The sequence below is a fragment of the Pseudomonas sp. LBUM1645 genome, assembly GCF_059716185.1.
Genome location: NZ_CP166811.1, coordinates 1,995,086 through 2,020,850, shown reverse-complemented (window position 1 = coordinate 2,020,850; position 25,765 = coordinate 1,995,086). Strand labels below are relative to the sequence as shown.

At 60.8% G+C, this 25,765-nt stretch carries 26 protein-coding genes and 1 pseudogene; 12 read left to right on the top strand and 15 right to left on the bottom strand.

Features of this window, described 5'->3' with window-relative positions:
* Positions 1–65 precede the first annotated feature (65 nt).
* The 3 genes from ACA079_RS08885 to ACA079_RS08875 all read right to left on the bottom strand — a co-directional run bounded on the left by ACA079_RS08885 (position 66) and on the right by ACA079_RS08875 (position 2,132).
* Complete coding sequence (locus ACA079_RS08885; RefSeq protein ID WP_497703244.1) at positions 66–1,022, bottom strand: quinone oxidoreductase family protein; 957 nt, start codon at positions 1,020–1,022, stop codon at positions 66–68.
* 28 nt (positions 1,023–1,050) lie between these two features.
* Positions 1,051–1,224: a DUF1427 family protein gene (locus ACA079_RS08880; RefSeq protein WP_497703243.1), complete on the bottom strand. Its 174-nt coding sequence runs from the start codon at positions 1,222–1,224 to the stop codon at positions 1,051–1,053.
* Positions 1,225–1,352: 128 nt separating this feature from the next.
* Entirely contained in the window at positions 1,353–2,132 is a 780-nt protein-coding gene (locus ACA079_RS08875; RefSeq protein ID WP_497703242.1) for an AraC family transcriptional regulator, read from the bottom strand.
* Between the two features lie 145 nt (positions 2,133–2,277).
* Here ACA079_RS08875 and ACA079_RS08870 point away from each other — a divergent pair, with 145 nt between their 5' ends.
* Positions 2,278–2,505, top strand: coding sequence for a DUF6555 family protein (locus ACA079_RS08870; RefSeq protein WP_047527456.1), 228 nt, complete (start codon positions 2,278–2,280; stop codon positions 2,503–2,505).
* Between the two features lie 47 nt (positions 2,506–2,552).
* On the opposite strand, the gene ACA079_RS08865 is transcribed toward ACA079_RS08870, so the two are convergent.
* The 3 genes from ACA079_RS08865 to ACA079_RS08855 all read right to left on the bottom strand — a co-directional run bounded on the left by ACA079_RS08865 (position 2,553) and on the right by ACA079_RS08855 (position 3,822).
* Positions 2,553–2,717: a metallothionein gene (locus ACA079_RS08865; protein ID WP_008152144.1), complete on the bottom strand. Its 165-nt coding sequence runs from the start codon at positions 2,715–2,717 to the stop codon at positions 2,553–2,555.
* Positions 2,718–2,872: 155 nt separating this feature from the next.
* On the bottom strand, positions 2,873–3,328 hold the full coding sequence (locus ACA079_RS08860) for a DMT family transporter (RefSeq protein ID WP_497703241.1): 456 nt from the start codon (positions 3,326–3,328) through the stop codon (positions 2,873–2,875).
* On the bottom strand, positions 3,328–3,822 hold the full coding sequence (locus ACA079_RS08855; protein ID WP_497703240.1) for a DMT family transporter: 495 nt from the start codon (positions 3,820–3,822) through the stop codon (positions 3,328–3,330). Before ACA079_RS08855 ends, ACA079_RS08860 begins: the two co-directional genes overlap by 1 nt.
* 239 nt (positions 3,823–4,061) lie before the next feature.
* Between ACA079_RS08855 and ACA079_RS08850 the strand changes: the two genes are divergently transcribed.
* Positions 4,062–4,997: a LysR family transcriptional regulator gene (locus ACA079_RS08850; RefSeq protein ID WP_497703239.1), complete on the top strand. Its 936-nt coding sequence runs from the start codon at positions 4,062–4,064 to the stop codon at positions 4,995–4,997.
* 147 nt (positions 4,998–5,144) lie between these two features.
* Here ACA079_RS08850 and ctpM read toward each other — a convergent pair whose 3' ends face one another.
* Both ctpM and ACA079_RS08840 read right to left on the bottom strand, forming a co-directional pair.
* Positions 5,145–6,821 carry a methyl-accepting chemotaxis protein CtpM gene (gene ctpM, locus ACA079_RS08845; RefSeq protein WP_497704300.1) on the bottom strand — a complete coding sequence of 559 codons (1,677 nt, stop codon included), beginning with the start codon at positions 6,819–6,821 and terminating at the stop codon, positions 5,145–5,147.
* A gap of 148 nt (positions 6,822–6,969) precedes the next feature.
* Complete coding sequence (locus ACA079_RS08840) at positions 6,970–8,286, bottom strand: Na+/H+ antiporter family protein (protein ID WP_497704299.1); 1,317 nt, start codon at positions 8,284–8,286, stop codon at positions 6,970–6,972.
* A 327-nt stretch (positions 8,287–8,613) separates the two neighbouring features.
* Between ACA079_RS08840 and ACA079_RS08835 the strand changes: the two are divergent.
* Positions 8,614–9,903 (top strand): annotated as a pseudogene (locus ACA079_RS08835) (methyl-accepting chemotaxis protein); the annotation flags it as partial.
* Positions 9,904–10,005: 102 nt separating this feature from the next.
* Positions 10,006–10,761: a methyl-accepting chemotaxis protein gene (locus ACA079_RS08830; RefSeq protein WP_497704298.1), complete on the top strand. Its 756-nt coding sequence runs from the start codon at positions 10,006–10,008 to the stop codon at positions 10,759–10,761.
* A gap of 124 nt (positions 10,762–10,885) precedes the next feature.
* Here the strand turns inward: ACA079_RS08830 and ACA079_RS08825 are convergent, their stop codons facing one another.
* From ACA079_RS08825 to ACA079_RS08810, 4 genes are read right to left on the bottom strand one after another with little or no spacing between them, the layout of a single operon-like run.
* A complete protein-coding gene (locus tag ACA079_RS08825; RefSeq protein WP_497703238.1) occupies positions 10,886–12,199 on the bottom strand; it encodes a sensor histidine kinase in 1,314 nt (437 codons plus the stop codon).
* Positions 12,196–12,864 (bottom strand): response regulator transcription factor, encoded by a 669-nt coding sequence (locus tag ACA079_RS08820; protein WP_046056064.1) that lies wholly within the window; start codon positions 12,862–12,864, stop codon positions 12,196–12,198. The genes ACA079_RS08825 and ACA079_RS08820 overlap by 4 nt, the downstream gene beginning before the upstream one ends.
* Before the next feature lie 3 nt (positions 12,865–12,867).
* Positions 12,868–13,179 carry a PepSY domain-containing protein gene (locus ACA079_RS08815; protein WP_497703237.1) on the bottom strand — a complete coding sequence of 104 codons (312 nt, stop codon included), beginning with the start codon at positions 13,177–13,179 and terminating at the stop codon, positions 12,868–12,870.
* The gene (locus tag ACA079_RS08810; RefSeq protein ID WP_497703236.1) at positions 13,179–13,487 is read right to left on the bottom strand and encodes a PepSY domain-containing protein; all 309 of its coding nucleotides are present in this window, start codon (positions 13,485–13,487) and stop codon (positions 13,179–13,181) included. The genes ACA079_RS08815 and ACA079_RS08810 overlap by 1 nt, the downstream gene beginning before the upstream one ends.
* Before the next feature lie 262 nt (positions 13,488–13,749).
* Here ACA079_RS08810 and ACA079_RS08805 point away from each other — a divergent pair, with 262 nt between their 5' ends.
* The 6 genes from ACA079_RS08805 (at position 13,750) to codA (ending at position 19,651) form a co-directional block, all read left to right on the top strand.
* The gene (locus tag ACA079_RS08805; protein ID WP_497703235.1) at positions 13,750–14,829 is read left to right on the top strand and encodes a patatin-like phospholipase family protein; all 1,080 of its coding nucleotides are present in this window, start codon (positions 13,750–13,752) and stop codon (positions 14,827–14,829) included.
* A 94-nt stretch (positions 14,830–14,923) separates the two neighbouring features.
* Entirely contained in the window at positions 14,924–15,280 is a 357-nt protein-coding gene (queD, locus tag ACA079_RS08800) for a 6-carboxytetrahydropterin synthase QueD (RefSeq protein WP_008152165.1), read from the top strand.
* Positions 15,281–15,391: 111 nt separating this feature from the next.
* Complete coding sequence (locus tag ACA079_RS08795) at positions 15,392–15,844, top strand: GNAT family N-acetyltransferase (protein ID WP_497703234.1); 453 nt, start codon at positions 15,392–15,394, stop codon at positions 15,842–15,844.
* Positions 15,845–16,097: 253 nt separating this feature from the next.
* Positions 16,098–16,928, top strand: coding sequence for an alpha/beta fold hydrolase (locus ACA079_RS08790; RefSeq protein WP_497703233.1), 831 nt, complete (start codon positions 16,098–16,100; stop codon positions 16,926–16,928).
* A gap of 190 nt (positions 16,929–17,118) precedes the next feature.
* Positions 17,119–18,390 (top strand): cytosine permease, encoded by a 1,272-nt coding sequence (codB, locus tag ACA079_RS08785; RefSeq protein WP_497703232.1) that lies wholly within the window; start codon positions 17,119–17,121, stop codon positions 18,388–18,390.
* Between the two features lie 13 nt (positions 18,391–18,403).
* Positions 18,404–19,651 carry a cytosine deaminase gene (gene codA, locus ACA079_RS08780; protein WP_497633494.1) on the top strand — a complete coding sequence of 416 codons (1,248 nt, stop codon included), beginning with the start codon at positions 18,404–18,406 and terminating at the stop codon, positions 19,649–19,651.
* Between the two features lie 131 nt (positions 19,652–19,782).
* Here the strand turns inward: codA and ACA079_RS08775 are convergent, their stop codons facing one another.
* Positions 19,783–20,775, bottom strand: a complete 993-nt coding sequence (locus ACA079_RS08775) for a diaminopimelate epimerase (RefSeq protein WP_497703231.1) — start codon at positions 20,773–20,775, stop codon at positions 19,783–19,785.
* A gap of 44 nt (positions 20,776–20,819) precedes the next feature.
* Positions 20,820–21,599: an AraC family transcriptional regulator gene (locus ACA079_RS08770; RefSeq protein ID WP_497703230.1), complete on the bottom strand. Its 780-nt coding sequence runs from the start codon at positions 21,597–21,599 to the stop codon at positions 20,820–20,822.
* Between the two features lie 93 nt (positions 21,600–21,692).
* On the opposite strand from ACA079_RS08770, the gene ACA079_RS08765 reads away from it, so the two are divergent.
* Together ACA079_RS08765 and ACA079_RS08760 are read left to right on the top strand one after the other, a co-directional pair.
* Complete coding sequence (locus ACA079_RS08765) at positions 21,693–21,944, top strand: hypothetical protein (protein ID WP_497703229.1); 252 nt, start codon at positions 21,693–21,695, stop codon at positions 21,942–21,944.
* A gap of 136 nt (positions 21,945–22,080) precedes the next feature.
* Positions 22,081–23,232: an MFS transporter gene (locus ACA079_RS08760; protein ID WP_497703228.1), complete on the top strand. Its 1,152-nt coding sequence runs from the start codon at positions 22,081–22,083 to the stop codon at positions 23,230–23,232.
* Between the two features lie 95 nt (positions 23,233–23,327).
* Here the strand turns inward: ACA079_RS08760 and ACA079_RS08755 are convergent, their stop codons facing one another.
* Positions 23,328–25,751, bottom strand: coding sequence for a TonB-dependent siderophore receptor (locus ACA079_RS08755; protein ID WP_497703227.1), 2,424 nt, complete (start codon positions 25,749–25,751; stop codon positions 23,328–23,330).
* Between the last annotated feature and the right edge of the window lie 14 nt (positions 25,752–25,765).

Sequence of the window (25,765 nt, the reverse complement as noted above, 5' to 3'; positions counted from 1 at the left end):
CTCCTACAGGTGTACGCCGATGCAATGTAGGAGCTGCCGAAGGCTGCGATCTTTTGCCCTTCAAATCACGGCAACAAAATCACCTTGTCACTGCCGCCCTGATTCACCTCGGCATACCGCGCCAGCCCTTCCTCCAACGACGATTCAAACAAACCCTCGGGCAACGGCAACAAGCCCTGATCGAAGAACGTGCCGAACTGATCAAGCATCGCCGCACACGCCTGGACGCCGTACAGCAACGAGTTGATCCCCACCACCGAACCGCCCTTGCGATACAGCGCCAGGGCCGGCAATTGCACCAGGCCGTCCACCGGTGCGGCGATGATCGCGATGCGACCGAACGCGGCCAGCGCCGGGACCGAGGCCGGCAGCCAGAAACCGGTGGTGTCGAAAATCACATCGGCACCGCCGGCATACACGGCGTTCACCTGAGCGCCGAGATCCTCGGGCTTATCCAGTTGCAGCGTCTGATACCCCTGGGCCTGCAAATCCTTGACCTGCTCGGGCCGCCGCGCCGCTGCCAGTACTTGAGCGCCACGCACCTTGGCCAGCGCCAACGCCGCAGTGCCAACCGCCCCGCCACCGATCACCAGCAACCGGGTTTCGGCCGTCACCAGGCTGCGCTCCAACGCATCCCACGCCGTGGTGTATGGCACACCGAGGCTTGCCGCCTGGGCAAAACTCAGATGGGTCGGCTTTTGCGCCACGCCATTGGCCGGCAGTTTGACGAATTGTGCGTGCGAGCCGTCGGCGAAAAAGCCCAATTCACGGCCGGTGCCCCAGACTTCCTGACCGATCAGCGCCTGCGGGCCTTCAACGACCACACCGGCGAAATCACGACCGGGAATCCGCGGCAGTGTGGTGTAAGGAAAGCGCCCCAGCACGTTCTTCACATCGCTGGGGTTGAGGCCGGCGGCCTTGATCTGGACCAGCACTTCATCGGTGCCGGGGACGGGGGTAGGCACCTCAACGTAGCGCAGGGCCGCGAGGTCACCGGTCTTGTCGAATTGCAGTGCTTTCATGAGCGTTTCCCTCGAATGAATAAACGGTTCAGGAGATCCAGCCAGTTACCAGCTGCCGGCCCATTGGCCACAACTTCTCACCGGCCAACATGCCGAGCAGCCCTACCAGCGCGATGGCCGGTGGTGCGGGGGAACGAAAATCCAGAACGCCGTAGAGCAGACCGACGCCCAGACCGATGACCAATGAGATGAGGTAGCTCATGGCAGACTCCGTGGCTAATTAACGTATGCCCGGAGTCTAAAGATCGGTAGCGACGAGCACCGGCCAAGTGCTTCTGAATATCGGCCAAAGCGCTAATGCCGGATGCAAGGCAAACGTGTAGGTTTTCGTTAGGGCTGGTGTTGGCTCGCGGAAAATTGCGAAGGCGCGACACCCAGTTCCCGACGGAACATGTCGCTGAAGCTGCTCGGTGAATAACCCAGCTCCCGGGCAATCGCACTGACCGGTACGCCCTGGATCAACTCCGCCACCGCCGTTGCCAGTTGCACCTGCCGCCGCCATTCGGCGAAGCCCATGCCCAAACCGTCCTTGAACAACCGCGCCAGGGTGCGCACGCTGGCACCAGCGTTTTCGGCGTGTTGTTCGAAGGCAATGTCCAGCGATGGCGCGGCCATGACCGCCTGGCACAGGTTCATCAGACGGCGGTCGGAATCATCCGGCAACGGAATCTTCAGCAGCGAGCGCCTGGCTCGCCTAAGCTCCAGCAGCGCCAGGCCGACCAGCGCTTCGTAATACTCGGGCGCGCCATCGTTGCCCTGCTCCACCAGTCCGACGATCAGTTCACGCAACAGTCCGCCGACTTCGATCACTTGAACCGTGTCGTCCAGCGTCGCCGCCAATGAGGGCCGCAAGTAGATGTTGCGCATCTGTAAATCCGAGACCACCCGAATCCCGTGGGGCACACCGGGTGGCAGCCACACCGCTCGTTGCGGCGGCACCACCAGCGCTTCATGGGGCGTTTCGACCCACATCACCCCGCTCATTGCATACAGCAACTGCCCCCAGACATGCTCATGCGGCTCAATGTACAAGCCGCGCGGATAGGTGCGCGCCAGCGGTTGCACGGGCACATCGGTGTCACTCAGGTCTGGGGGCGCGGCAAGGGCCATGGGCAGCAATCATTGGGGGTTTCAGAGATTGCATGGTAACGAGCCACCGGCGTTGTCGCCACTGGCGGCCTCCATCTGACAATTCGAGTGAATTTTCCGTAACGCCAACGATCCTTGTATTACCACAGGGAGGAATATGGGCTCTATGAACAACGCAAAACTTTTCGTCATTGAATACACCCTTCATGGCGTGCCCAAGTCTTTCATCATCCGCCTGGACAAGATGGATAACGCGGAGGCTTGGCATTGGGCAAGTTGCGATGCGGGGGTCGGACGAATCCCTCGCTTCGGCCGAGAGAAGGTGCAAAAAACCAGCAAGCCGATGGCAGAGAAGTTCGGCGTAGAAAACGTCAAGTGGCGGCCGGCAAATTGAAATGAAAGTGGAGCCTGATCAGGCTCCACTTTTTTTTGGATGAGTGGTCAGCGTTGGGCGCACTTGCAGCCCTTACTCGCACATTCTTCGCCATGTTCGTGGTGCTTGGCGCAGGCTTCACAGCAATAGTGCTTGCCGTGGCGCGCGATCGGATGTTCGCCCAGTTTGCATTTGCATTTGGGGCAGTCGCAGATACTTTCACTGTCGATCATGAGTCTGACTCCATTGGTTGTGGTCATCTGGTGCCGCCGATGTGCACCGTCTTACCAGTGTAGGAGCTGCCGCAGGCTGCGATCTTTTGATCTTGCTTTTGAAACAAAAAATCAAAAGATCGCAGCCTGCGGCAGCTCCTACATGAGGGTCAGCGTTATGCCTGCCGGGTACTGCTGCGATACATGAACAGCAACGCCAACGCGAGACACACCATCGCCAGCATCCGGCTACTCGACAACTCGATCTCCGGATTGCCCAGCCAGCCGAAGTTATCGATCAACATCCCCATCCCCAGTTGCCCGACGATCACCGCCACCGTCGCCACTGCCGTACCGACCCGCGGCACCGCGCCAACCATCACCATCATGTACACCACCCCGAACAGTGCGCCGCTGAGCTGCCATTTCGGCACGTCCAGCAAACTCACGGCATGCGCCGGTTCGAAAAACAGGATAAGCAGCCCGGTGGTCACGGCACCGACCACGAAGGTCAATAAACTGCTGCGCAACACGCCAACCGTTTCGCCCAACCGCCCATTGATCGCCGCCTGGACACTCAACACCGCACCAGCCGCCACGACCACCGCCAACAAAATAATCAGATTCATCATCAACCCCGAGCGATCAGAACAAGTGCCGCGACAATCAGCAGCAAGGCCAGCCAACGTTCACCGTTGACCTTCTTGCGGGTGGCACCGAACCAGCCGAAGTGGTCGATCAACACGCTTTTGCCGACCTGCCCGGACAGGATCGCGATCATGGTCATGGCAATGCCGATGTGCGGCGTGGCCAAGGTCAGCACGATCACGTACATCGGCCCCAAAAACCCGCCGATCAACTGCCAGCGCGGCAGCTCATTCAAGGCCGGCCCCTGTTGCCGACCGCTGAACAGCAACAACAAAAACAGAATCGCCGAGCCGACACCGAAGATGCTCAAGGTCGCCCACAAGTGCCCGACCTGAACCCCGAGCGGCCCGAGCAAACCGGCCTCCACGGACAAACCCATGCCGGCCAGAATCACCAGCGGCAGCAGCAACAGTCGCAGCCCCGTCTGGGTGGTCGGCGTGGCGACAACATCAACGTCGTCGATTGAAGAAGTGTGCATGAGGGGACACCTACCAGTTATCAGATAGAACACGACCCCTTGTGGGAGCGAGCTTGCTCGCGATAGCGCCGGAACATCCAACATCAATGTGACTGACAAATCGCTATCGCGAGCAAGCTCGCTCCCACAGGGTTTTGTGTTCTCAGTGGAATAGGTGGGCATTATCGGCTGGCGATCCTTTGCGATAAATGGGAGCATCCTGACAACACTTTTGCGCAACTCGCACAGCAGGATTCGTCATGCATGGCCTCAACGATCTGGGATTCAAGGCACTTCGGCTGTTTGTAGCGGTGCTGGACCATGGCAGTTTTTCTGAAGTCGCCCGCCGCGAAGGCCTGGCACCGTCTTCGATTTCCCGGCAAATCCAATTGATGGAGCAAGCCCTGAGCCAGCAATTGCTCTACCGCCACACCCGCGCCGTCTCGCCCACCGAAGCCGGGCGCATGCTCGGTCATCACGCGCGGCTGGTGCTGGTGCAACTCGAAGAGGCCGAACAGGCCTTGCAGGAACAGCAAAGCGAACCGAGCGGACTGGTGCGGATCAATGCGCCAGTGGTGTTTGGTCAGCGGCACCTGACGCCGTGGCTGGGTCAGCTCTGCGAGCGCTACCCGAAACTGCAACTGGATATCCAGCAGACCGACAGCTACGTCGATCCGTTACAGGAAGGCGCCGATCTGCTGTTTCGCATCGGCCCGCTGCACGATTCGGGCATGCAGGCGCGGATTCTGGCGCCCCATCGTTTTCAAGTCGCCGCGAGCCCGGCCTATTTGGAACGTCACGGCACGCCGCAACATCCCGAAGAACTGGCTGCACATCAGTGCCTGGCCTACAAGGGCGTGACCGGCCAGCAACGCTGGTTTTTCCGCAAGGATCAGCAGGACTGGACGCCCTGGTCGGTGAAGGGGCCGATCACCGGCAACCACGCCGACACCCTGACGCAAGCCGCCGAACAAGGCTTGGGGCTGGTGATGTTTCCGTCGTGGCTGATTGGTGAAGCGGTGCGCAACGGCACGCTGGTGCCGGTACTCGGGGCGTATCAGGTGTCCAACAGCCTTGAGCCGCAGCAGATTGCGGTACTGTGGCCCGGGAGCCGACGGTTGTCGGTGAAGGTCAGGACGGTGATTGATTTCTTCGTGGAATGCTTTGGAACAGTGCCCTACTGGGACAGGTCGTAATGTCTGTTGGCACCACAATCCCTGTGGGAGCGAGCTTGCTCGCGATAGCGTCGGCACATCCAGCATCAATGTGACTGATTAACCGCTATCGCGAGCAAGCTCGCTCCCACAGGTTCAGTGTTTGCCTCCAATATTCGGTGAATAAAGTCAGATACGGAACTGCCCCACCAGTTTGCCCAGGCGCTGACCGAGATCAGCCAGGCTGCGGGAAGTCTGGGCGCCGAGTTGGGTTTCGTCGGCAACGCTGTCCACGGCCACGGCGATCTGATGCACGCTGCGGTTGATCTCTTCGGCCACGGCGGTCTGCTCTTCGGCGGCGCTGGCGATCTGCGCGTTCATCGAGTTGATGGTGCCGATCAGCTGGGCCATGGTATCGAGCGAAGCGCCGGCCTCGTTGGCCTGAGCCGACGTGCCGTCGCCGGCCTCGCTGGAACGGCGCATTGCTTCCACCGCCGACTGAGTGCCGGCCTGCAAGCGATCGATCATGCCCTGGATTTCCTGGGTGCTGATTTGTGTGCGACTGGCCAGCGCTCGAACCTCGTCGGCCACCACGGCAAAACCACGACCGGCCTCACCGGCACGGGCGGCTTCGATGGCGGCATTGAGGGCCAGCAGATTGGTCTGCTCGGCAATCGAACGGATCACGCCGAGCACGCTGACAATCGACGACACGTCTTTTTGCAGGCTGTCGAGAGACACGCCACTGCTGCGAATATCGTCCACCAACGCATGAATCTTCACAATGCTGCCGGCCACCACACGCTTGGCAGCCTGGCCTTCTTCGTCGGTCTGCTGGGCAGCCACGGCGGCGTTTTGTGCACTTTTCGCCACTTCCTGAGCAGCGGCGGACATTTGGTTGATCGCCGTGGCGACCTGATCGGTCTCGTGACGCTGACGCTCCATAGCCTGATCCGAACGCTGGGCCTGATCGGAGACCTGATTCACCAGCCCGGTCAGTTGCGAGGTCATTTCGGTGATCTGGCGCACCAGGCCGTGGATCTTGTCGACGAAGCGGTTGAACGAGCCGGCCAGTTCGCCGAGTTCATCCTGGCTGGTGATGGTCAGGCGACGCGTCAGGTCGCCCTCACCCGCCGCGATGTCATCGAGGTTGGCTTTCATCAGGTTCAGCGGACGCAGGATGGTGTTGGCCAGCAGCATCCCGGCGGCGGCAATCACCAACAGCACCACGACGGCAATCCCGACGATGCTCAGCACCACGCCTTCCATGCGTTCCTGAACCTTGGCTTGAACCAGCGCGACTTGCGCTTCGATACCGTCGAGGTTCACCGACGTACCGACCGCCATGTCCCACTTCGGCAGGTATTCGGTGTAGCCCAGTTTCGGCACCAGCACTTGGGTGTTGCCGGGCAGCGGTGAGCTGTATTGCAGATAGTGGGTGCCGTCCTTGGCGACTTTCACCAGGTCGCGGTTGACGTAGACGCCGTTCGGATCACGGTTGTCCTTGAAGCTCTGGCCCACGCCTTCAGGGCTGTTGGCCTTGAACAGGCGCACGGTGTTGGAGTCGTAGCCGAAGAAGTAGCCGTCCTTGCCGTAGGTGATGCTCGACAGCAACTTGACCACTTGGGCCCGCGCCGCGTCATCACCGGGGGCGGCCGCATCGTAAAGAGGTTTGATCGTGGTCATGGCCACGGCGACGTAGCTTTGCAGCGTCGCCTTGGCATCGCTGAGCAGGCGCTGGCGAGTTTCCTCGACTTCCTTGCGGGCCTGCTCCTGCAGAATGAACAACGTGGTCAGGCTGATGACCAGCGCAAAGAGCAACACCGGGAGGACGGCAAGGGACAGGACTTTAGCCTTCAGGCTCATGCGCATGACGGTTCACTCTTTTTGATTTTATTGGCGTGGTTAAAGGCTTTAACGGCACGCCAACAAAAAACTGTAGGAGCTGAGCTTGCTCGCGATGGCGATTTCAAGGACGCCATCGCCGGCAAGCCGTGCTCCTACAGGTCTGAAATCAAAGGACCATCGCCGCCACCCAGCCGAACGCCAGCAGCGGAATGTTGTAGTGCAGGAAGGTCGGGACCACGGTGTCCCAGATATGGTGATGCTGGCCGTCGATGTTCAGACCGGAGGTCGGGCCGAGAGTCGAGTCCGAGGCTGGCGAACCGGCATCGCCCAGCGCACCGGCAGTGCCGACGATGCACACGATGGCGATCGGGCTGAAACCCAACTGTACGCACAACGGCACAAAAATCGCGGCCAGGATCGGCACGGTGGAAAACGACGAACCGATGCCCATGGTCACCAACAGTCCGACCAGCAACATCAGCAACGCGCCAATGCCTTTGCTGTGGCCGATCCACGAGGCAGAGGCTTCAACCAGTGTCTGCACCTGCCCGGTGGCTTTCATCACCTCGGCAAAACCGGACGCGGCGATCATGATGAAACCGATCATCGCCATCATCTTCATGCCTTCGGTGAACAGGTCGTCGGTTTCACGCCACTTCACGATCCCCGACACCGAAAAAATCAGAAAACCTGCCAGCGCACCGATGATCATCGAATCCAGCAACAGCTGAATGATGAACGCCACCGCGATGGCCAGACCGGCGACCATCAGGCTCAACGGGTTGTACTGCACCGCGACCTGTTCGACTTGCTCGATCTTCTCCAGATCGTAGACCCGCTTCTTGCGGTAGCTGACAAACGCTGCTGCGAGCCCGACGACCATGCCCAATGCCGGAATCCCCATGGCATGGGTGACGTTGATGCCGCTGATGTCCACACCGCTACGGGCGACGTTGGCCAGCAGGATTTCATTAAGGAAGATGTTGCCGAAACCCACGGGCAAGAACATGTACGGCGTAATCAGGCCGAAGGTCATGACACAGGCGATCAACCGGCGATCCAGTTGCAGTTTGGTCAGCACATATAACAGTGGCGGCACCAGCAGCGGAATAAAGGCGATATGTATCGGCAGAATGTTCTGCGAAGCGATGGCCACCACCCACAGCAAACCGATCAACAGCCATTTGACCTGACGGCCACCGCTGGCGTGCTGGCGGTCGACCATCAGCAAGGCTTTGTCGGCCAGGGCATGGGCCAGGCCGGACTTGGCAATGGCCACGGCGAAAGCGCCGAGCAATGCGTAGGACAACGCGACGGTCGCGCCACCACCAAGGCCGCTATTGAAGGCTTTGAGTGTCGCATCGATGCCCAGGTCACCGGTCAAACCACCCACCAGGGCGCCCACGATCAGCGCGATCACTACGTGCACGCGGGACAGGCTGAGAATCAGCATGACGCCGACCGCGGCAATTACAGCATTAATCATCGTTACCTCAAGGCAAACGGAAAGAGTCCGGCCGGCAGTCTGCAAAGAGCCGCCAGCGGATTAAATGAGAGGGTTTTATTAGAGGGCGCGCACTGTGCCGGACCGCTGCCACCTTGTCAAAGCCAACGCAAATCCCTGTAGGAGCTGCCGCAGGCTGCGATCTTTTGATCTTCCGGCGCCATCAAGGACGTAAAGATCAAAAGATCGCAGCCTGCGGCAGCTCCTACAGGGAGAAATGGTTATTCGTCAGGGACCATAAAGAAAGCCGAATCGCGGCCGTTACAGTGCAAAGTCTCAGATATTTATCGAATAAAGGACGTCTCCATGTCGCTCAGACAACTTTCCATTCAATGGAAAATCACCCTGCTGGCCGGGCTGTGCCTGGCCGGCATCGTGACCCTGCTGGTGGGTCTTTCGCTGTATCGCATGGAGCACAGCTCCGAGATGGTGAAAGCATCCAGCATGGAGATGCTCACCGAAGCTGCCCAGGCCCGGATCGAATCCCAAGGCGAAAACCAGGCGCTGGGGATTCGCCAGCAGTTCATGGATGCCTATCAATATGGCCACGGCTTTTCGCGTCAGGTGCTGTTCCTGCGCGACCAGGCCGAGAAGCGCTTTCTCGATGCCTTTGACCTGCGTGAAGACCTGACGCGTCAGGTCAAGTCGGCCCTGCAAGCCAACCCGGACCTGCTCGGCCTCTCGCTGGTGTTCGAAGCCAACGCGCTGGACGGCAAGGACGATCTGTTCGCCGGCCAGGCCGAGTTGGGCAGCAACGACAAGGGCCGTTTCGCGCTCTATTGGTCGCAGCCGACACCGGGCAAGGTGACGTCGATGGCGCTACCGGAAAGCGACATGGCCGACACCAGCACCGGCCCTAGCGGCGAACCGGCCAACGCCTGGTTCACCTGCCCGCGCACGACCCTCAAGCCCTGCGTGATCGAACCCTACTTCTACGTGATCGACGGCCAGAACGTGCTGATGACCAGCATCGTTTTCCCGCTGATGGTCAACGGCAAGGTCATCGCTTCGCTGTCGGTGGACATCAACCTCAACAGCCTTCAAGCCATGAGCCAGAGCGCGAGCAAGAAGCTCTATGATGGCCAGACCAACGTCAGCATCATCAGCCCGGTCGGTTTGCTGGCCGGTTACAGCCCGGACGCCAGCAAGCTCAGCCAGCGCCTGGACACCGTGGACAAGACCAACGGTGCCGAGCTGATCCGCATGCTCGCGGCCAGCAGCAAGACCGAAAGCCTGCACAACAATCAACAACTCAAAGTGCTGTCGCCGTTCCAGCCGATTCCCGGTGGCAAGTCCTGGGGCGTGTTGCTTGAGGTGCCGGAGAAAGTCCTGGTCGGCCCCGCTGAAGCGCTAAAAAAACAACTCGATGAAAGCAACACCGCCGGCACCCTGGTCGAACTCGGCCTGGGTGTGCTGGCCGCGTTGATTGGCCTGTTGCTGGTGTGGCTGATGGCCCGCAGCGTGACCAAGCCGATCCTGGGTGTGGCGCACATGCTCAAAGACATTGCCAGCGGCGAAGGCGATCTGACCCGCCGCCTGGCCTATGACAAACAGGACGAACTCGGCCAATTGGCCGGCTGGTTCAACCGCTTCCTCGACAAGCTGCAACCGATCATCGCCGAGGTCAAACGCTCGGTGCAGGACGCGCGCAGCACGGCGGACCAGTCGTCCGCCATCGCCACCCAGACCAGCGCCGGCATGGAACAGCAATATCGTCAGGTGGATCAGGTCGCTACCGCTTCCCACGAAATGAGCGCCACCGCTCAAGACGTCGCTCGCAGTGCAGCGCAAGCGGCACAGGCAGCGCGGGATGCGGATCAGGCCACCCGCCGCGGTTTGACCGTGATCGACCGCACCACCGCCAGCATCGACAACCTCGCCGCTGACATGAGCGCGGCGATGGTTCAAGTCGAAGGCCTGGCGGCCAACAGCGAGAAGATCGGTTCGGTGCTGGAAGTGATTCGGGCCATCGCCGAACAGACCAACCTGCTGGCGCTTAACGCCGCCATCGAGGCTGCTCGTGCCGGTGAGGCCGGACGCGGCTTTGCCGTGGTGGCCGATGAAGTGCGCAACCTGGCACGCCGGACCCAGGAGTCTGTCGAAGAAACCCGCCTGGTGATTGAGCAGCTGCAGAGCGGCACTCAGGACGTGGTCGGCTCGATGAACAACAGCCATCGTCAGGCTCAGAGCAGTGTCGAACAGGTGGGTCAGGCGGTGACGGCGTTACGGCAGATTGGTGAGGCGGTGACGGTGATCAGCGACATGAACTTGCAGATCGCCAGTGCTGCGGAAGAGCAAAGCGCCGTCGCTGAGGAGATCAACAACAACGTGGCGACGATTCGGGATGTGACTGAGTCGTTGTCGGGCCAGGCGAATGAATCGGCGCGGGTGAGTCAGTCACTCAATAGCCTGGCGAATCAGCAGCAGAGTTTGATGGATCAGTTTCGGGTCTGACCCGGACTTACTGCCCACTGAAGATCCAATGTGGGAGCGAGCTTGCTCGCGATGGCGGACTGTCAGTCACATTGATGCTGATTGTGCCGACGCTATCGCGAGCAAGCTCGCTCCCACAGGTTACTCAGCGTTTGGGTAGTTCGATGACTACCTTTAGTCCGCCCCACTCACTCTCCTCCAACCGCAACACCCCGCCCCACGTATCGACGATGTCCCGCACAATCCCCAATCCCAACCCATGCCCATCCGTTTGTTCATCAAGCCGAGCACCCCGGCTGAACACCTGATCGCGCTGGTTTTCGGGAATCCCCGGCCCATCATCTTCCACGCTTAACTCAAACCCTTCGGCCGTCTCGACCACGCTCAACCGAACCTCGGCGTCCGCCCATTTGCAGGCGTTGTCCAGCAGGTTACCGAGCAGTTCGAGCAAATCCTCGCGATCCCAAGGCAGTTGCAAACCGGCCGGCGCCCGGTAGCTGAGATCAAGATGCTCACCATGAATCATGTTCAACGTCGCCAGTAACCCAGGCAATTCAGCATCGCAATCAAACAACGCCCCCGGCAACGCATCGCCGGATAACCGTGCGCGATTGAGTTCGCGATTGAGTCGCTGCTGGACCTGTTCCAGCTGCGCTTTAATGACCTTGCGCAGCTCCGGATGCGCATCGAGCTTCTCGCTTGAGGCCAGGCTCAACAACACCGCCATCGGGGTTTTCAAGGCGTGGCCGAGGTTGCCCAGCGCATTGCGCGAACGCTTGAGGCTGTCTTCGGTGTGCGCCAGCAAATGGTTGATCTGCGCCACCAGCGGTTCAAGCTCGACCGGCACCTGATCATCGAGTTGCGAGCGCTGGCCCTGCTGCAACTGGGCGATCTGCTCACGCGCCTTTTCCAGCGGACGCAAGGCGCGGCGCACGGTGATCCGTTGCAGCAGCAGAATCAGCAACAACCCCGCCAATCCCAGGCCGAGACCAACCTGTTGCATACGCTGGAAGCTCTCGCGCACCGGCGTGTAATCCTGAGCCACGCTGATGGAAATCGATTGGCCGAGCCGTCGATAGTCTGAACGCAGCACCAGCAATTGCTGGCCTTCCGGCCCTAATTGCAGATTGCTGTGCAGGCCAGCATGGTCGAGGCGCGGCAATTCCTGATCCCATAGCGAACGGGAGCGCCAATGGCTGTCGGCAAAATCGATTCGGAAATAATGACCGGAAAACGGTCGCTGATAGGCCGGCGACAGGTGTCGCTCATCCAGCTGTAAACCCTGCGGCCCACGCACCAGCGCCACCAGCAGGTTTTCGCTGTCGTTGCGCAGCCCGGCTTCGAGGTAGCGTTGCAAACCCATTTCGAACAGCCACAGACTGGTCTGCGCCAGCACCAGGCCGACGATCACCATCACGCTGATCAGCCCCAGACTCAAGCGGCGCTGGATCGACCTCACTGGGCTTGCCCGCCGAACAGGTAACCCTGGCCACGACGGGTTTCGATGACGCTGCGCCCGAGTTTGCGCCGCAGGTGGTTGACGTGGACTTCCAGCACGTTGGAGTCGCGCTCGGTTTCACCGTCGTAGAGGTGTTCGGCGAGGTGGCTTTTGGAAAGAATCTGCTCGGGGTGCAGCATGAAATAACGCAGCAGGCGGAATTCAGCGGCGGTGAGCTGGATGTCGGCGCCGTCGCGGGTCACGCATTGGCGGCCTTCGTCCAGGTGCAGTCCGGCAGACTTGAGCGTCGGCTGGTTGGCATGGCCATGGGAACGGCGCAACAGCGCCTGGACGCGCAAGTGCAGTTCTTCGGGGTGGAAGGGTTTGGTCAGGTAATCGTCGGCGCCGGCCTTGAGGCCTTCGATCCGTTCCGCCCAGGAATCACGGGCGGTGAGGATCAGCACGGGCGTGGACAGACCACCGGCCCGCCATTGCGTCAGCACCTCGAGCCCCGGCAAACCCGGCAGGCCGAGGTCGAGGATGATCAGGTCATAAGGCTCGCTGCTGCCCTGATACACCGCGTCGCGACCGTCGGCCAGCCAATCCACCGCGTACCCCTGCCGGTTGAGGCCGGCCATCAGTTCGTCGGCCAGCGGCACATGGTCTTCCACCAGAAGCAAACGCATTGATCAATCTTCCTTGTCTTTCAGTAACTGGCCGGTGGTGGCGTCGAGGTCCAGTTCGCGGACCACACCTTCGGTGGTCAGCAGCTCGACTTCATAAACATAGACGTCGTGTTTCTCTTCAAGCTCGGCTTCCAGCAGTTTGGCCCCGGGATAGCGGTCCAGCGCTTGCTGCAACAGCTGCTCCAGCGGCAGGATCACGCCCTGCTGACGCAGGCGCAGGGCTTCGTCCTGATCCAGGTCGCGGGCCATGACCACCGAGCAAAAAGCCAGAAGCGCCAGAGCCATTCGACCTCTGGTGCATAGATTTACCTTCATTACGTATCCTGATGATCCTTGAGAATCTGCCCGCTGACAGCGTCCAATTCCAGGTCCCACTCAATGCCCTGAGGGTCGCGCAATTCCACCTGATAGATGTACTTGCCGTACTCTTCTTCCAGCTCGGTTTCGGTGATGGTGGCACCAGGGTGTTTGGTCAGAGCGGTAGCGTTGAGCTTCTCGAAAGACACAATGGTACCAGCGTCGCGCAGTCTCAGGGCTTCGTCGGGGCCGAGGTCGCGAGCGTGGGCGATGCTGGCGGTCATGCCGATGATGGACGCGGTGAACAGGGCAGTCAGGATTTTCATGGGGTGTCTCCGTATTTTTTTATGTGTTGCCTACGGAGTGCACCTTAACGGGGCGAACTTAATTGAAACTGAATTGCCATCATTGAGGATGGCAACACGACATCGCAGGCATACACAAAACCCTGTGGGAGCGAGCTTGCTCGCGATAGCGGTGTGTCAGCCAACATTAATACCGACTGATACACCGCTATCGCGAGCAAGCTCGCTCCCACAGGGGATTCATGCACTTATAATCCCCCGCTTACCTGCATTCGAGACCGGTATGACCGCTATCCACATCAAGTTCCCCTCGCTGACCCTCAAGGCTGGCCCTCGCGCCTTGGCGCGCATCCGTGAAAACGGTTTGAGCGCTGCCGATGTCGGCACACTGCCGGGTGCCGCCGGTGGTCCCAAGGCGCTGGGGATTCAAGGTCTGGACCTGGCGTTGTTCGGCGAATGGCTGCCGGCGGCACCGCGGGAGCGCTCGTTGATCGGTGCGTCGGTGGGCTCCTGGCGCTTCGCCAGCGCGTGCCTGCCGGATGCCGCCGAAGGTATCCGCCGCCTCGGTCACCTCTACACCGAGCAGAACTTCGCCAAGGGCGTGACCATGGCACAGATCAGCCAGAGCTCCCGGCGCATGCTCGATGAGCTGCTTGATGGCCGCGATGCTTCGATTCTGGACAACGCCCATTACCGACTGAACATCATGGTGGTCAAAAGCCACGGCCTGCTGGCGGACGATCATCGCGGCCGACTGGGACTGGGACTGTCATCGGTGATCGCCGACAACCTGCGCGGTCGCGCGCGGCTGTCGCGGCATTTCGAGCGGCTGATCATTCACGATCCGCGCCTGGCACCGCCGGTCAACGCACTCAACGATTTCCCCTCGCGCTTCGTTGCGCTGAATGCCGGCAACCTGCGCCAAGCCTTGCTCGCATCAGGCTCGATCCCGATGGTGATGGAAGGCGTGCGTGACCTGCCGGGTGCCGGTGCCGGGACTTTTCGCGATGGCGGTCTGCTGGACTATCACCTCGACCTGCCCTACAGCGGCAACGACATCGTGATCTATCCGCACTTCACCGACCGGGTCATTCCCGGCTGGTTCGACAAGACCTTGCCGTGGCGTCGCGCTTGCCCTGCACGCTTGCAGGATGTCCTGTTGCTGGCGCCATCAAAGGATTACCTGGCGCGCCTGCCCTACGGCAAACTCCCGGACCGCAACGACTTCAAACGCTTCATGGGCGATGCCCCGAGCCGGCAGAAATACTGGCGCACGACGATGGATGAAAGCCGTCGCATGGGCGATGAGTTCCTCGAACTGGCTGCCAGCGGTCGCCTCGGGGAGCGCTTGCTGACCCTTTAGTCAGTGTTTTCCCGCAACGCCAAACGCAAACTGTTAAACTCGCCGCCTGCCCACATCGCCGCGGCGATCGCCACCTGACAGAGCTGAAACCACTGTGGAAATTTTCAAAGAGTTCACCTTCGAATCCGCCCACCGCCTGCCCCACGTACCGGAAGGCCACAAGTGCGGCCGCCTGCACGGTCACTCGTTCAAAGTGGCGATCCACCTGAGCGGCGACCTCGATCCGCACACGGGCTGGATCCGCGATTTCTCGGAAATCAAGGCGATCTTCAAGCCGCTCTATGAGCGCCTGGACCATAACTACCTGAACGACATTCCTGGCCTGGAAAACCCGACCAGTGAAGTGCTGGCCAAATTCATCTGGAAAGAATTGAAGCCTCTGCTGCCGGAACTCAGCGCGATCCGCATTCACGAGACGTGCACCAGCGGCTGCATCTATCACGGTGAGTAAAAACACCCGATTGAAAAGAACCACCGGCGACGGTGGTTTTTTTATGCCTGTCGTTTCGCCGTCCTCCCCGGTACAGTCGGGCCTCATCCTTGGCCCAAAGGAACCCGCCTGATGTCGCTGCTTATTCGTCCCGCTACCCTTGAGGATATCGCGCAGATCGAGGCCATCGTCGAGGCGGCTTACTCGCCTTACATCGAGCGTATCGGCCGCAAACCCGCACCGATGCTGGATGACTACGCCAGTCAAGTGCTGGCCAGGCGCGTCCATGTACTCGCCCACGAGCAGACACTCAGCGGCTTTGTGGTGTTGATCGACACGGAAGAGTACTTGCTGCTGGACAACATCGCGGTCAGCCCGGCGGTCAAGGGACAAGGTTATGGCCGTCAGTTGCTGGACTTCGCCGAACACCACGCACTCGACGCGGGTTACCCAACGATCCGGCTGTACACCAACGAAGCCATGAGCGAAAACATTACGCTGTACACCCGCCGCGGGTATGTCGAAACCCACCGCGTCGAAGAGAATGGCCTGCGCCGTGTGCACATGAGCAAATTGCTGGGCTGAGCGCACTAAAAACCTGTGGGAGCGAGCTTGCTCGCGATAGCGTCTGTACATTCAACATCAATTTGACTGCCAGGCCGCCATCGCGAGCAAGCTCGCTCCCACAAGGGATTTGCGCCGTATGCTAATTCTGCGTCCATCGAAGGCTCGCCCCCACAGGGACAGGCGTTTCGTCAGTGAATATAAAAACAGCCTTCAATGGCTGTTTTTTTATGCCTATGCTTTTTGGCTCCCCCACGCCAAGAGGACACCCCCAATGACTGACTGGCCGCTGCCTCAGACCTATCGTTTCAACGGGCGCTCCGTTCGCTACGCCGTGCGGGGTGACGGCCCACCGTTGGTGTTCGTGCATGGCACGCCCTTCTCTTCTTACGTGTGGCACCGGATTGCTCCGCACTTCATCACCACCCATCGGGTGCATTACTTTGATCTGCTGGGTTATGGGCTATCGGAGAAAATCGAGGGCGATGTGTCGCTGGGTGTGCAGAACGACCTGTTGGCTCACTTGCTCGATCACTGGGGTCTGGAGCGACCAGACCTCGTCGCTCACGACTTCGGCGGCGCCACCGCCCTGCGTGCTCACCTGCTGAACGGCAAGGACTACCGCAGCCTGACGCTGATCGATCCCGTGGCGCTGACGCCCTGGGGTTCGCCGTTTGTGCAGCATGTGCGTCAGCATGAGGCGGCATTCAGTGGCCTGCCCGATTACATTCAGCGGGCGATTGTGCCGACCTATATTCGCGGGGCGATCAAGCGCGAAATTCCCGACCCTGAACTGGCGCCGTATGTGCAGCCGTGGCTCGGCGATCCGGGGCAAGCGGCGTTCTATCGGCAGATCGCGCAGATGGACGAGCGATATACCCGTGAGGCCGAAGGGCTGTACCCGACGATTCGTTGTCCGGTGCAGATTCTGTGGGGGGAAGATGATCAGTGGATTCCCATCGAGCGCGGGCGGGCGTTGCATCGGATGATTCCGGGGTCGCGGTTTCAGGCGGTTCCGAATGCCGGGCATCTGGTTCAGGAAGATGCACCGGAAGCGATCGTCGCGGCGCTGCTGCGGTTTCTGCCGCAACACAAATCCCCCTGAAGAAACCGAATCCACTGTGGGAGCGAGCAGGCTCGCTCCCACATGGGCTCTGTGTTCCGTCAGGTGCACCTCTTTCGCGCCCTTCCCCAAGCCAAACTCCCCCGCTCGGCTATAAATAACTACACCACCCCACGCTTGGCACGACCACTGCAACACGCCCCCGCGTCACTCATTCAGCAAGGAACGCCCCATGACGCAGAACGATCCCGGCAACGATTACCCCCTCAGCGAAGTCCCGATGCATGCCCGCAAAGGCCTGGCCTCAACGGCCATGGTGCTGCTGGGTTTCACCTTTTTTACCGCGACCATGTTTGCCGGCGGCAAGCTGGGTGTGGCCTTCAGTTTCGGCGAGATGATGGCGGTGATTGTCGTCGGCAATCTGCTGCTGGGGATCTACGCCGCAGGCTTGGGTTACATCGCCTTCAAGAGCGGCCTGAATTCGGTGTTGATGGGACGCTTTTGTTTCGGTGAAGTGGGCAGCAAGCTCAGCGACCTGATCCTCGGTTTTACCCAGATCGGTTGGTACGCCTGGGGCACGGCCACTGCCGCCGTGGTGCTGGGCAAGTATTTTGAGTTGAGCGAGGGCACCGTTCTCGGGCTGATGGTGCTGTTCGGCCTGGTGTTTTGCGCGACCGCGTATGTCGGTTATCGCGGCCTGGAGATTCTGTCGTACATCGCCGTACCGGCGATGATGTTGCTGCTGATGCTGTCGATGTGGGTCGCCACGGTGAAGGTCGGCGGGCTCGAGGGTTTGCTCGCAGTAGTCCCGACGGGAACACTGGATTGGTCGACTGCGATTACGCTGGTGTTCGGCACCTTCGTCAGTGGTGCGACCCAGGCAACCAACTGGACGCGTTTCTCCCGTTCAGCACGCGTCGCGGTGCTGGCGAGCCTGATCGGTTTCTTCATCGGCAACGGCCTGATGGTGTTGATCGGTGCCTATGGCGCAATCGTCTACCAGCAACCGGACGTGGTCGAAGTGCTGCTGTTGCAAGGCTTCGCCATGGCGGCGATGGCGATGCTGCTGCTCAATATCTGGAGCACCCAGGACAACACCATCTACAACTTCGCCGTCGCCGGTTGCAACCTGCTACGCACCGGCCGTCGCAAAACCGTGACCCTGGCTGGCGCGGTGATCGGCACGTTGCTGGCACTACTCGGCATGTACGACATGCTGGTGCCCTACCTGATTCTGCTGGGCACTGTGATTCCACCGATTGGCGGCGTGATCATGGCGGACTTCTTCTACCGCTATCGTGGTCAATACCCGCGTCTGGCCGATGCCCGATTGCCGGCATTCAACTGGGCCGGTTTGGCCGCCTACGCAGTCGGCACTGTCGCTGCGTTCAGTTCACCGTGGGTCGCGCCGCTGGTAGGGATTGCCGCTGCCGCGCTAACGTATATGTTACTGACCGGCGTGCTGGGTGCCCGTACTGCCAACGCACCATTACAAGATCTATAAAAGGATTCGCCTGATGCACATCATCAACGCCCGCCTGCGCAACCAAGATGGCCTGCATGAGTTGCACTTGGAAAACGGCCTGATCAGCAGCATCGCCCGACAGACCGAGGCCCCAACCCTGGGCCCCGATGATCTGGACGCCGGCGGCAACCTGGTGGTGCCGCCCTTCGTCGAGCCGCACATTCATCTCGATGCCACGCTCACCGCCGGCGAGCCGCGCTGGAACATGAGCGGCACGCTGTTCGAAGGCATCGAGTGCTGGGGCGAGCGCAAGGTGACCATCACCGAGGAGGACACCAAAACCCGCGCCAAGAAAACCATCCAGACCCTCGCCGCCCACGGCATCCAGCACGTGCGCACCCACGTCGACGTCACCGACCCGCAGCTCACCGCGCTCAAGGCAATGCTCGAAGTGCGCGAGGAAAGCCGTCACCTGATCGACATGCAGATCGTTGCGTTCCCGCAGGAAGGCATCGAGTCGTACCGCAACGGTCGCGAGCTGATGGAAGAAGCGATCCGCATGGGTGCCGATGTGGTCGGCGGCATTCCGCATTTCGAGTACACCCGCGATCAAGGCGTGAGCTCAGTGAAATTCCTGATGGACCTTGCTGAGCGCACCGGTTGCCTGGTGGACGTGCATTGCGATGAAACCGACGACCCGCACTCACGCTTTCTGGAAGTGCTGGCCGAAGAAGCCCGCAGCCGCGACATGGGCTCACGGGTCACCGCCAGCCACACCACGGCCATGGGCTCTTACGACAACGCTTACTGCGCCAAACTGTTTCGCCTGCTCGGGCATTCAGGAATCAGTTTTGTCTCCTGCCCCACCGAAAGCATTCACCTGCAAGGGCGCTTCGACAACTTCCCGAAACGCCGTGGCGTGACCCGAGTGAATGAGTTGCTGGAAGCGGGAATGAACGTGTGTTTCGGCCAGGATTCGATCGTCGACCCGTGGTATCCGCTGGGCAACGGCAATATCTTGCGTGTGCTCGAAGCCGGCCTGCACATCTGCCACATGCTCGGTTACCGCAACCTGCAAAGCGCGCTGGACCTGGTCACCGACAACAGCGCCAAGGCCATGAACCTGGGTGATCGTTACGGACTGGAACGCGGGCGGCCGGCGAATTTGCTGATTCTGTCGGCGGACAGCGATTACGAGGTGATCCGCAGCCAGGGCCTGCCGCTGTATTCAGTGCGCGATGGCAAAGTGTTGATGAAGCGGCAGATGCCGGTGGTGGAGTTCTTCGGCGATCAGAGCTGAGATTTGCGTTGATTGGGCTTGCCTCATCGCGAGCAAGCTCGCTCCCACATTGATCTCTGTCTGACACAGAATTTGTGGTCACTGAAGATCCCCCTGTGGGAGCGAGCTTGCTCGCGATGGCGATCTAACAATCAGCTCATCAACCGCGCCGTGCCGAACAACCTGACTCGACTCAACTCACCCTGCTCTTCCTCCAGAAGAATCGGTGCAGTACCGCCGGGCATGACCACTTTTACCTCCCCTGCACTGACCCAACCCACCCGCCACGCAGCGCAAGCCACCGCACTGGCGCTGGTGCCCGACGACGCCGTCGGCCCTTCTCCGCGCTCGAATACTCGCGCGACGACTCGCCCTTCTGACTCAAGCATCGCCCATTGCAGATTCACTCCAGCTGCACACGGCTCCCCCGCCCCGGTCGGCATGGCATAAGCAATACGCGTCAACCCTTCGGACAATCCCGGCTCGCGCATCTGCTCATTGCTCGGCAATGCATCGGCGCTCTCTAAAAGCGTCACACAATGTGGATTGCCGATGCGCACGAACTGGCTTCGAGACCATATGGGATCGAGTGCCGACAACGGCTGCACACGGCTGACGTCGCGACCGTTCAACAGCACGCTTTCAACCCCTTTAGCCCCCACCGCATCAGGCCCGAACAAGGGTTTGCCCAAATCCAGCCAGAAGCCTTTCACACCCTCGATCTCGGCCGGTTTCACCGAAGTGTCCACCGGTGAAACCGCATCAGCCTTGTCGTGATGAACCCTGAGCAAACAAACCTCGTCCCTCGGCAGCAGCCCTTGCTCACTCAGGGCCTGAGAGAAAATCGTCAACCCGTTGCCACTGCGCTCGGCGAGCGTGCCGTCGGAGTTGACGATCAGCAGGTCAAACGGTGGCGAGGTTTGAAACGGCCCGACCAGCAAACCATCGCAACGATGATCCTTGCTGCCTGGCGGTTGTGTGCCGGGTGCCCAGCCACAGTAGGCCTCGATAGCCGAAACAGTCCATGCCGCACGGGTTTGCGCAGCGAGATTGGCCTGCTCGGGTAGATCTATACCTACCCGGCGCACGGCGTCAGGCGCCACAACCGCATAGATATTGCCTCGAGCATCGTAGAACGGCGTCATGGATCGGTCCTGAAGTCAGCCAGAAAGTGCCTGTACTTTAGGCGTCAATGTCCGGCGATGAAATACCGCCCCGGCGTCACCCCGAACGTACGTCGAAACATCGCAATAAACGCACTGACGTTTTCATACCCCAGTTCCAACGCAATCATCGTCACCGCCTCCCCTGCCGCCAAAAGCTCCAGTGCGCGCAACAACCGTGCGCGCTGGCGCCATTGGCTGAAGGTGAAGCCGGTTTCGCTGACGAAGCGTCGGGTCAGGGTTCGCGCCGACACACCGCCCCACTGCGCCCATTGATCCAGTGAGCGGTTGTCTGCCAGGTCATCGACCAGCGCCTGGGTGATCCGGCGCAATCGCGGATCGTGGGGCAGCGGCAGGCCGAAAGGCTCGGCGGGCGATGCGGCGATTTCATCGAGAATGAGTTGGGCGACACGCTCCTGTCGCTCATCAAGCGCGCCCTCCCCCCAGGTCGCAGCGCGGTCGACGGCCTCTCGGAGCAGGCCCGAGGTCGCGATGATGCACGGCTGCTCCGGTAACTCGGCACAAGCCGACGCCGCCACATAGACGCTCCAGCCATGGAACGGACCGTGGGAGCGCAAGCCGTGCAGGCAATCCGGCGGAATCCATACCGCGTGGGTGGCCGGCACCACCCAATGATGATCAGCCGCGTCAACAGACAGCAAACCGCGCCGTGCCCCCAGCAACTGGCCGCGGGCATGCTGGTGCAAGGCACTTTGGCGCTCGACCGGGCTGTCCTGAGTGATGGCGATCACCCGTGCCGCCGTGGAAGACTGCGCCAGCTCGGTGGATATCAGCGGTTTAACCATTGGCAGTTTTACGTTATCGAATGACCTGGATGACGCAGTTTAGCCATGAACAACGCTTTAGGCTGAACACTCATTCAACAGAAGGACACCTTTATGCGCGCTGAAGACCTGCTTCCCGATCATCTCGACCAAGGCCAATTCAACGGCATTGCTGTGCGCAAAGGCACGGTCGGGGCTTTTCTGATCAATGCGCGCAGGCTGGCCGATCCGGCTGCCAGCGAAGAACAGCGGCGTCTGGCCGAACACGACATCGTCGAGGCTTTGCCGGCGTTACGGGCTTTGGGTTTGTTCGAGATTCTGCAGGTGCGCGACGAACGCCTGCGCGGATTGTGCGAACAGCACTGACACCCGCGCTCGCGATGGAGGGTCAGGCTGTGCAAGGATGTCACCCTGCCTCACCGCGAACTTGTGCGGACGCTGATCGAACCCTCACCGGTGAGTCACTGTCCCTTGTACGCGACGTTTTTTGCCAAGGATTGATATGACCAACCTCAACACTCAAACCGCATTTGTTCCCGGACGCCTGGAACAGATGTCCACGCGCATCGCCTTTTTCATTGCCGGCTTCGGCATCGCCGCGTGGGCGCCGCTGGTGCCCTATGCCAAGGCTCGGGCCGGGCTGGATGAAGGGACGCTCGGTTTGCTGCTGTTGTGCCTGGGGGTGGGGTCGATTCTGGCGATGCCGATGGCGGGGCTTCTGGCCACGCGTTTCGGCTGTCGCCGGGTGGTGAGCGCCGGGGTGTTGCTGATTTGTGCAGCCCTGCCGCTGTTGGCGACGGTGACGTCGATTCCGGCGTTGATTGCTGCGTTGTTCATGTTCGGCGCGGGCCTTGGCACGGTGGATTCGACGGTGAACCTGCAAGCGGTGATCGTCGAACGGGCCAGCGGCAAGACCATGATGTCGGGTTTCCATGGGCTGTTCAGCCTCGGCGGGATTGTCGGTGCGGCGGGCGTCAGCGCCCTGCTCGGCTTCGGGGTTTCACCGCTGGGGGCGACGCTGGTGGTGATCGTGATGCTGCTGATCGCCCTGGCCAAGGCCGCGCCGCACCTCTTGCCTTACGGCAGCGAAAGTTCGGGGCCGGCGTTTGCCGTTCCCCATGGCATCGTGCTGTTCATCGGCGGGATGTGTTTCATCGTGTTCCTCGCCGAAGGCGCGGCGCTCGACTGGAGCGCGGTGTTCCTGGCGCAGGAGCGCGGGATCGACACCGCTTATGCGGGACTGGGTTACGCGGCGTTTGCGTTGACCATGACCGTCGGACGTTTGACCGGTGATTCGATCGTGCGTCGCCTCGGCGCTACCCGGGTAATTGTGTTCGGTGGGTTGACGGCCGCAGCGGGTCTGTTTGTGGCGACCTTCGCCCCGAGTTGGGAAGCGGCGCTGGTGGGTTATGCATTCTTGGGGGCGGGTTGTTCGAACATTGTGCCGGTGCTGTACACCGCCGTGGGTAAACAGACGGTGATGCCCGAAAGCGTCGCCGTGCCGGCCATTACCACGCTCGGTTATGCCGGCATTCTTGCGGGGCCTGCGTTGATCGGGTTTATCGCCCATGGCAGCAGTTTGAGTTTTGCTTTCGGGTTGATGGCTGTGTTGCTGGTGGCGGTCGCCATTGGCGGGAAGGTCTTGAAGGTCTGAAAGCGAAAAGATCGCAGCCTCCGGCAGCTCCTACATTTGGATGGCGTACATCCTGTAGGAGCTGCCGGAGGCTGCGATCTTTTGATCTTCAGCCGTTAAAACCCGACGCTGGCCTGCACAAAGAACGTGCGCGGTGCACCCACGTACATCCCCGAGTTGTTGTCGCTGGAACGGGTGAAGTACTGCTTGTCGAAAACGTTCTTTACCCCGGCGCCGACTTTCAGGTTCGACAGCTGTGCGCCGAAGTCATAACCGCCGCGCACGTTCCAAGTGACGTAGCCCGGGATGTCGCCGTACTGGCCGTCCGCGGTGCCTTCGGTGATGTAGTTGCCGCTGAAACTGCCATCAGCGTTCACAGCGACGCCCGGCGAACGCTGCTTGGACTGGGCAAAGGCATCGAGGTTGTAGGTCCAGCGGTTGATGTCGTAACGCAAACCGGCAGTCGCCACCTGACGCGAGTAGAACGGCAGGTCACGGCCCTTGAAGCCCGGGATCTCGCCTTCATAAACGGCACGCGTGTAGGTGAAACCGGCATTGGCGGTCAGGCCGTCGAGCCGTGGGTCCAGTGCCGCCATGTCGTAGTGCACCGACGCCTCGATGCCCTGGTGCGTGGTCGCGCCGAGGTTGGTCCAGCCCGCATCGTTGCTGATGTATTGCAGCTCTTTATCGAAGTCGATGTAGAACAGCGTCACTTCCCCGCCCCACACATCATTGTTGTAGCGCGTGCCGACCTCGTAGGTCTTGGCCTTTTCCGGTTCCAGGCCATTGGCGGGCTCGTCACCCGAGCCTCCCTGGCCGAGCTGGAAATACTGCAGGCTCCCAAACGAGGTTTCGTAGTTGGCGAACAGCTTCCACTCTTCCGACACGTGATACATCACGCTCAGGGCCGGCAGCGGCTCGTTGCTTTCGATGCTGCGGTTCTTTTCCAGCACCGGTTTGCCGGCGGTGTCGAGCACCGGGCGGTCGTGCCAGTCGGTGCTGATGTGTTCAAAGCGGATGCCGGGGGTGATGGTCCAGTTGCCAACGTCGATTTTGTTATCGACGTACACCGAGTTGGCTTCAGTGCCACCGGTGCGGTCCTGATAGACATGGCCGTCCGAACTCTTGGTCGCGACCGGCTCGTTGTTGACCAGCGCCAGGCGGCTCGCCTCTTCGTGCATGCCTTCCTTGAGGTAGCGATAACCGACACTGACTTCCTGGGTCGTCGGGCCGACGTCGAACACGCGGGAGACCCGCGGTTCAATCCCGAAGGTGTAGTAAGTACGCGGGAACGAGCCGAGGGTTTTCTGATCGCGAGCGGCGATGTTGCTGCCACGGAAGCTGTCGGAATAGTAAGTCAGCACTTCGGCCTGGGTGCGATCGTCGATCTGCCGTGCCCACTTGAACGAGACGTCCTTGCGGCGTCCGCTGAAGTTGTCGTTGTTGCGGTCGGACTGGAACGGATCGGCGTCGTACTGCGCCTGGGTCAGGCCGCCGGGCATGTCGGCGCTGGCGTCGTAGTAGTGAAAGTTGAGGCTGAAATCGTCCACATCGGTGGGTGCCCAGTGGGTCTTGAGGATCACGTCGTCGATGTCGTTGCCGTTGTTGCGTTCACGGTATCCGTTGCCGTTCACGCCCGAGTACAGCAGCGCCATGCCGATGCCGTTGTCCGCGGTGCCGCCGAGAAACGCCGTGTCGATGTGCTTCCAGCCACCGTGCTGGGAGGTTTCCAGGGTGCTGCCGATTTCACCGGTAGCTTTTTCCGGAATCGCGCGAGTGACGAAGTTGATCACGCCACCGACGTTCTGTGGCCCGTAACGCACGGAGCCGGCGCCGCGAACCACGTCGATGCTGTCGAGGTTGCCGGAAGAAATCGGAGCCATGGACAACTGCGGCTGGCCGTACGGGGCGAACGCTGCCGGCACGCCGTCAATCAGCACGGTGGAGCGTGGCGACAGGCGTGAGGTCAGGCCGCGCACGCCGACGTTCAGGGAAATGTCGCTGCCGCCGGTGCCGTTGGCGTCCTGCACTTGCACACCGGGCACGCGCTTCAGCACGTCGCCGACGTTCATTGCGCCCTGCTCGACCATCGCCTCGCGGCGAATCACCGTACGGGCGCCGGGGTGGTTCTGCACCACGGCGGCATCGGCGTCACCGAGCCAGTCGCCGACTACCTTGATGTCGGTCACGCCCAATTCCAAAGGGCCGTTGGCAGCCGAAGTCGGGGCTGGCATCAACGTGACCGAACCTTCGTCGATCTGGTATTGCAGACCGCTGCCTTGCAGCAACTGGCGCAGCGCGTCTTCTGGCGAAAGGTTGCCGTCCACCGCCGGGGCCTGTTTGCCGGCGACCAGCTCAGGGCTGAAGAACACCTGCAGCGAGGTTTGCTGGCCCAGTTCACTCAGGGCCTGACCCAGGGGTTGCGCCGGGATGTGAATCGCGTCGGCTGCAAACGCCTGGGGCAGCGCCGTGGTGACAGCCAGGGCGAGAGCGAGGCGCAACCAAGGTGATTTGTTGTTTTTAGCGGTGGATTTTTTCACGTCGAACGTAGTCC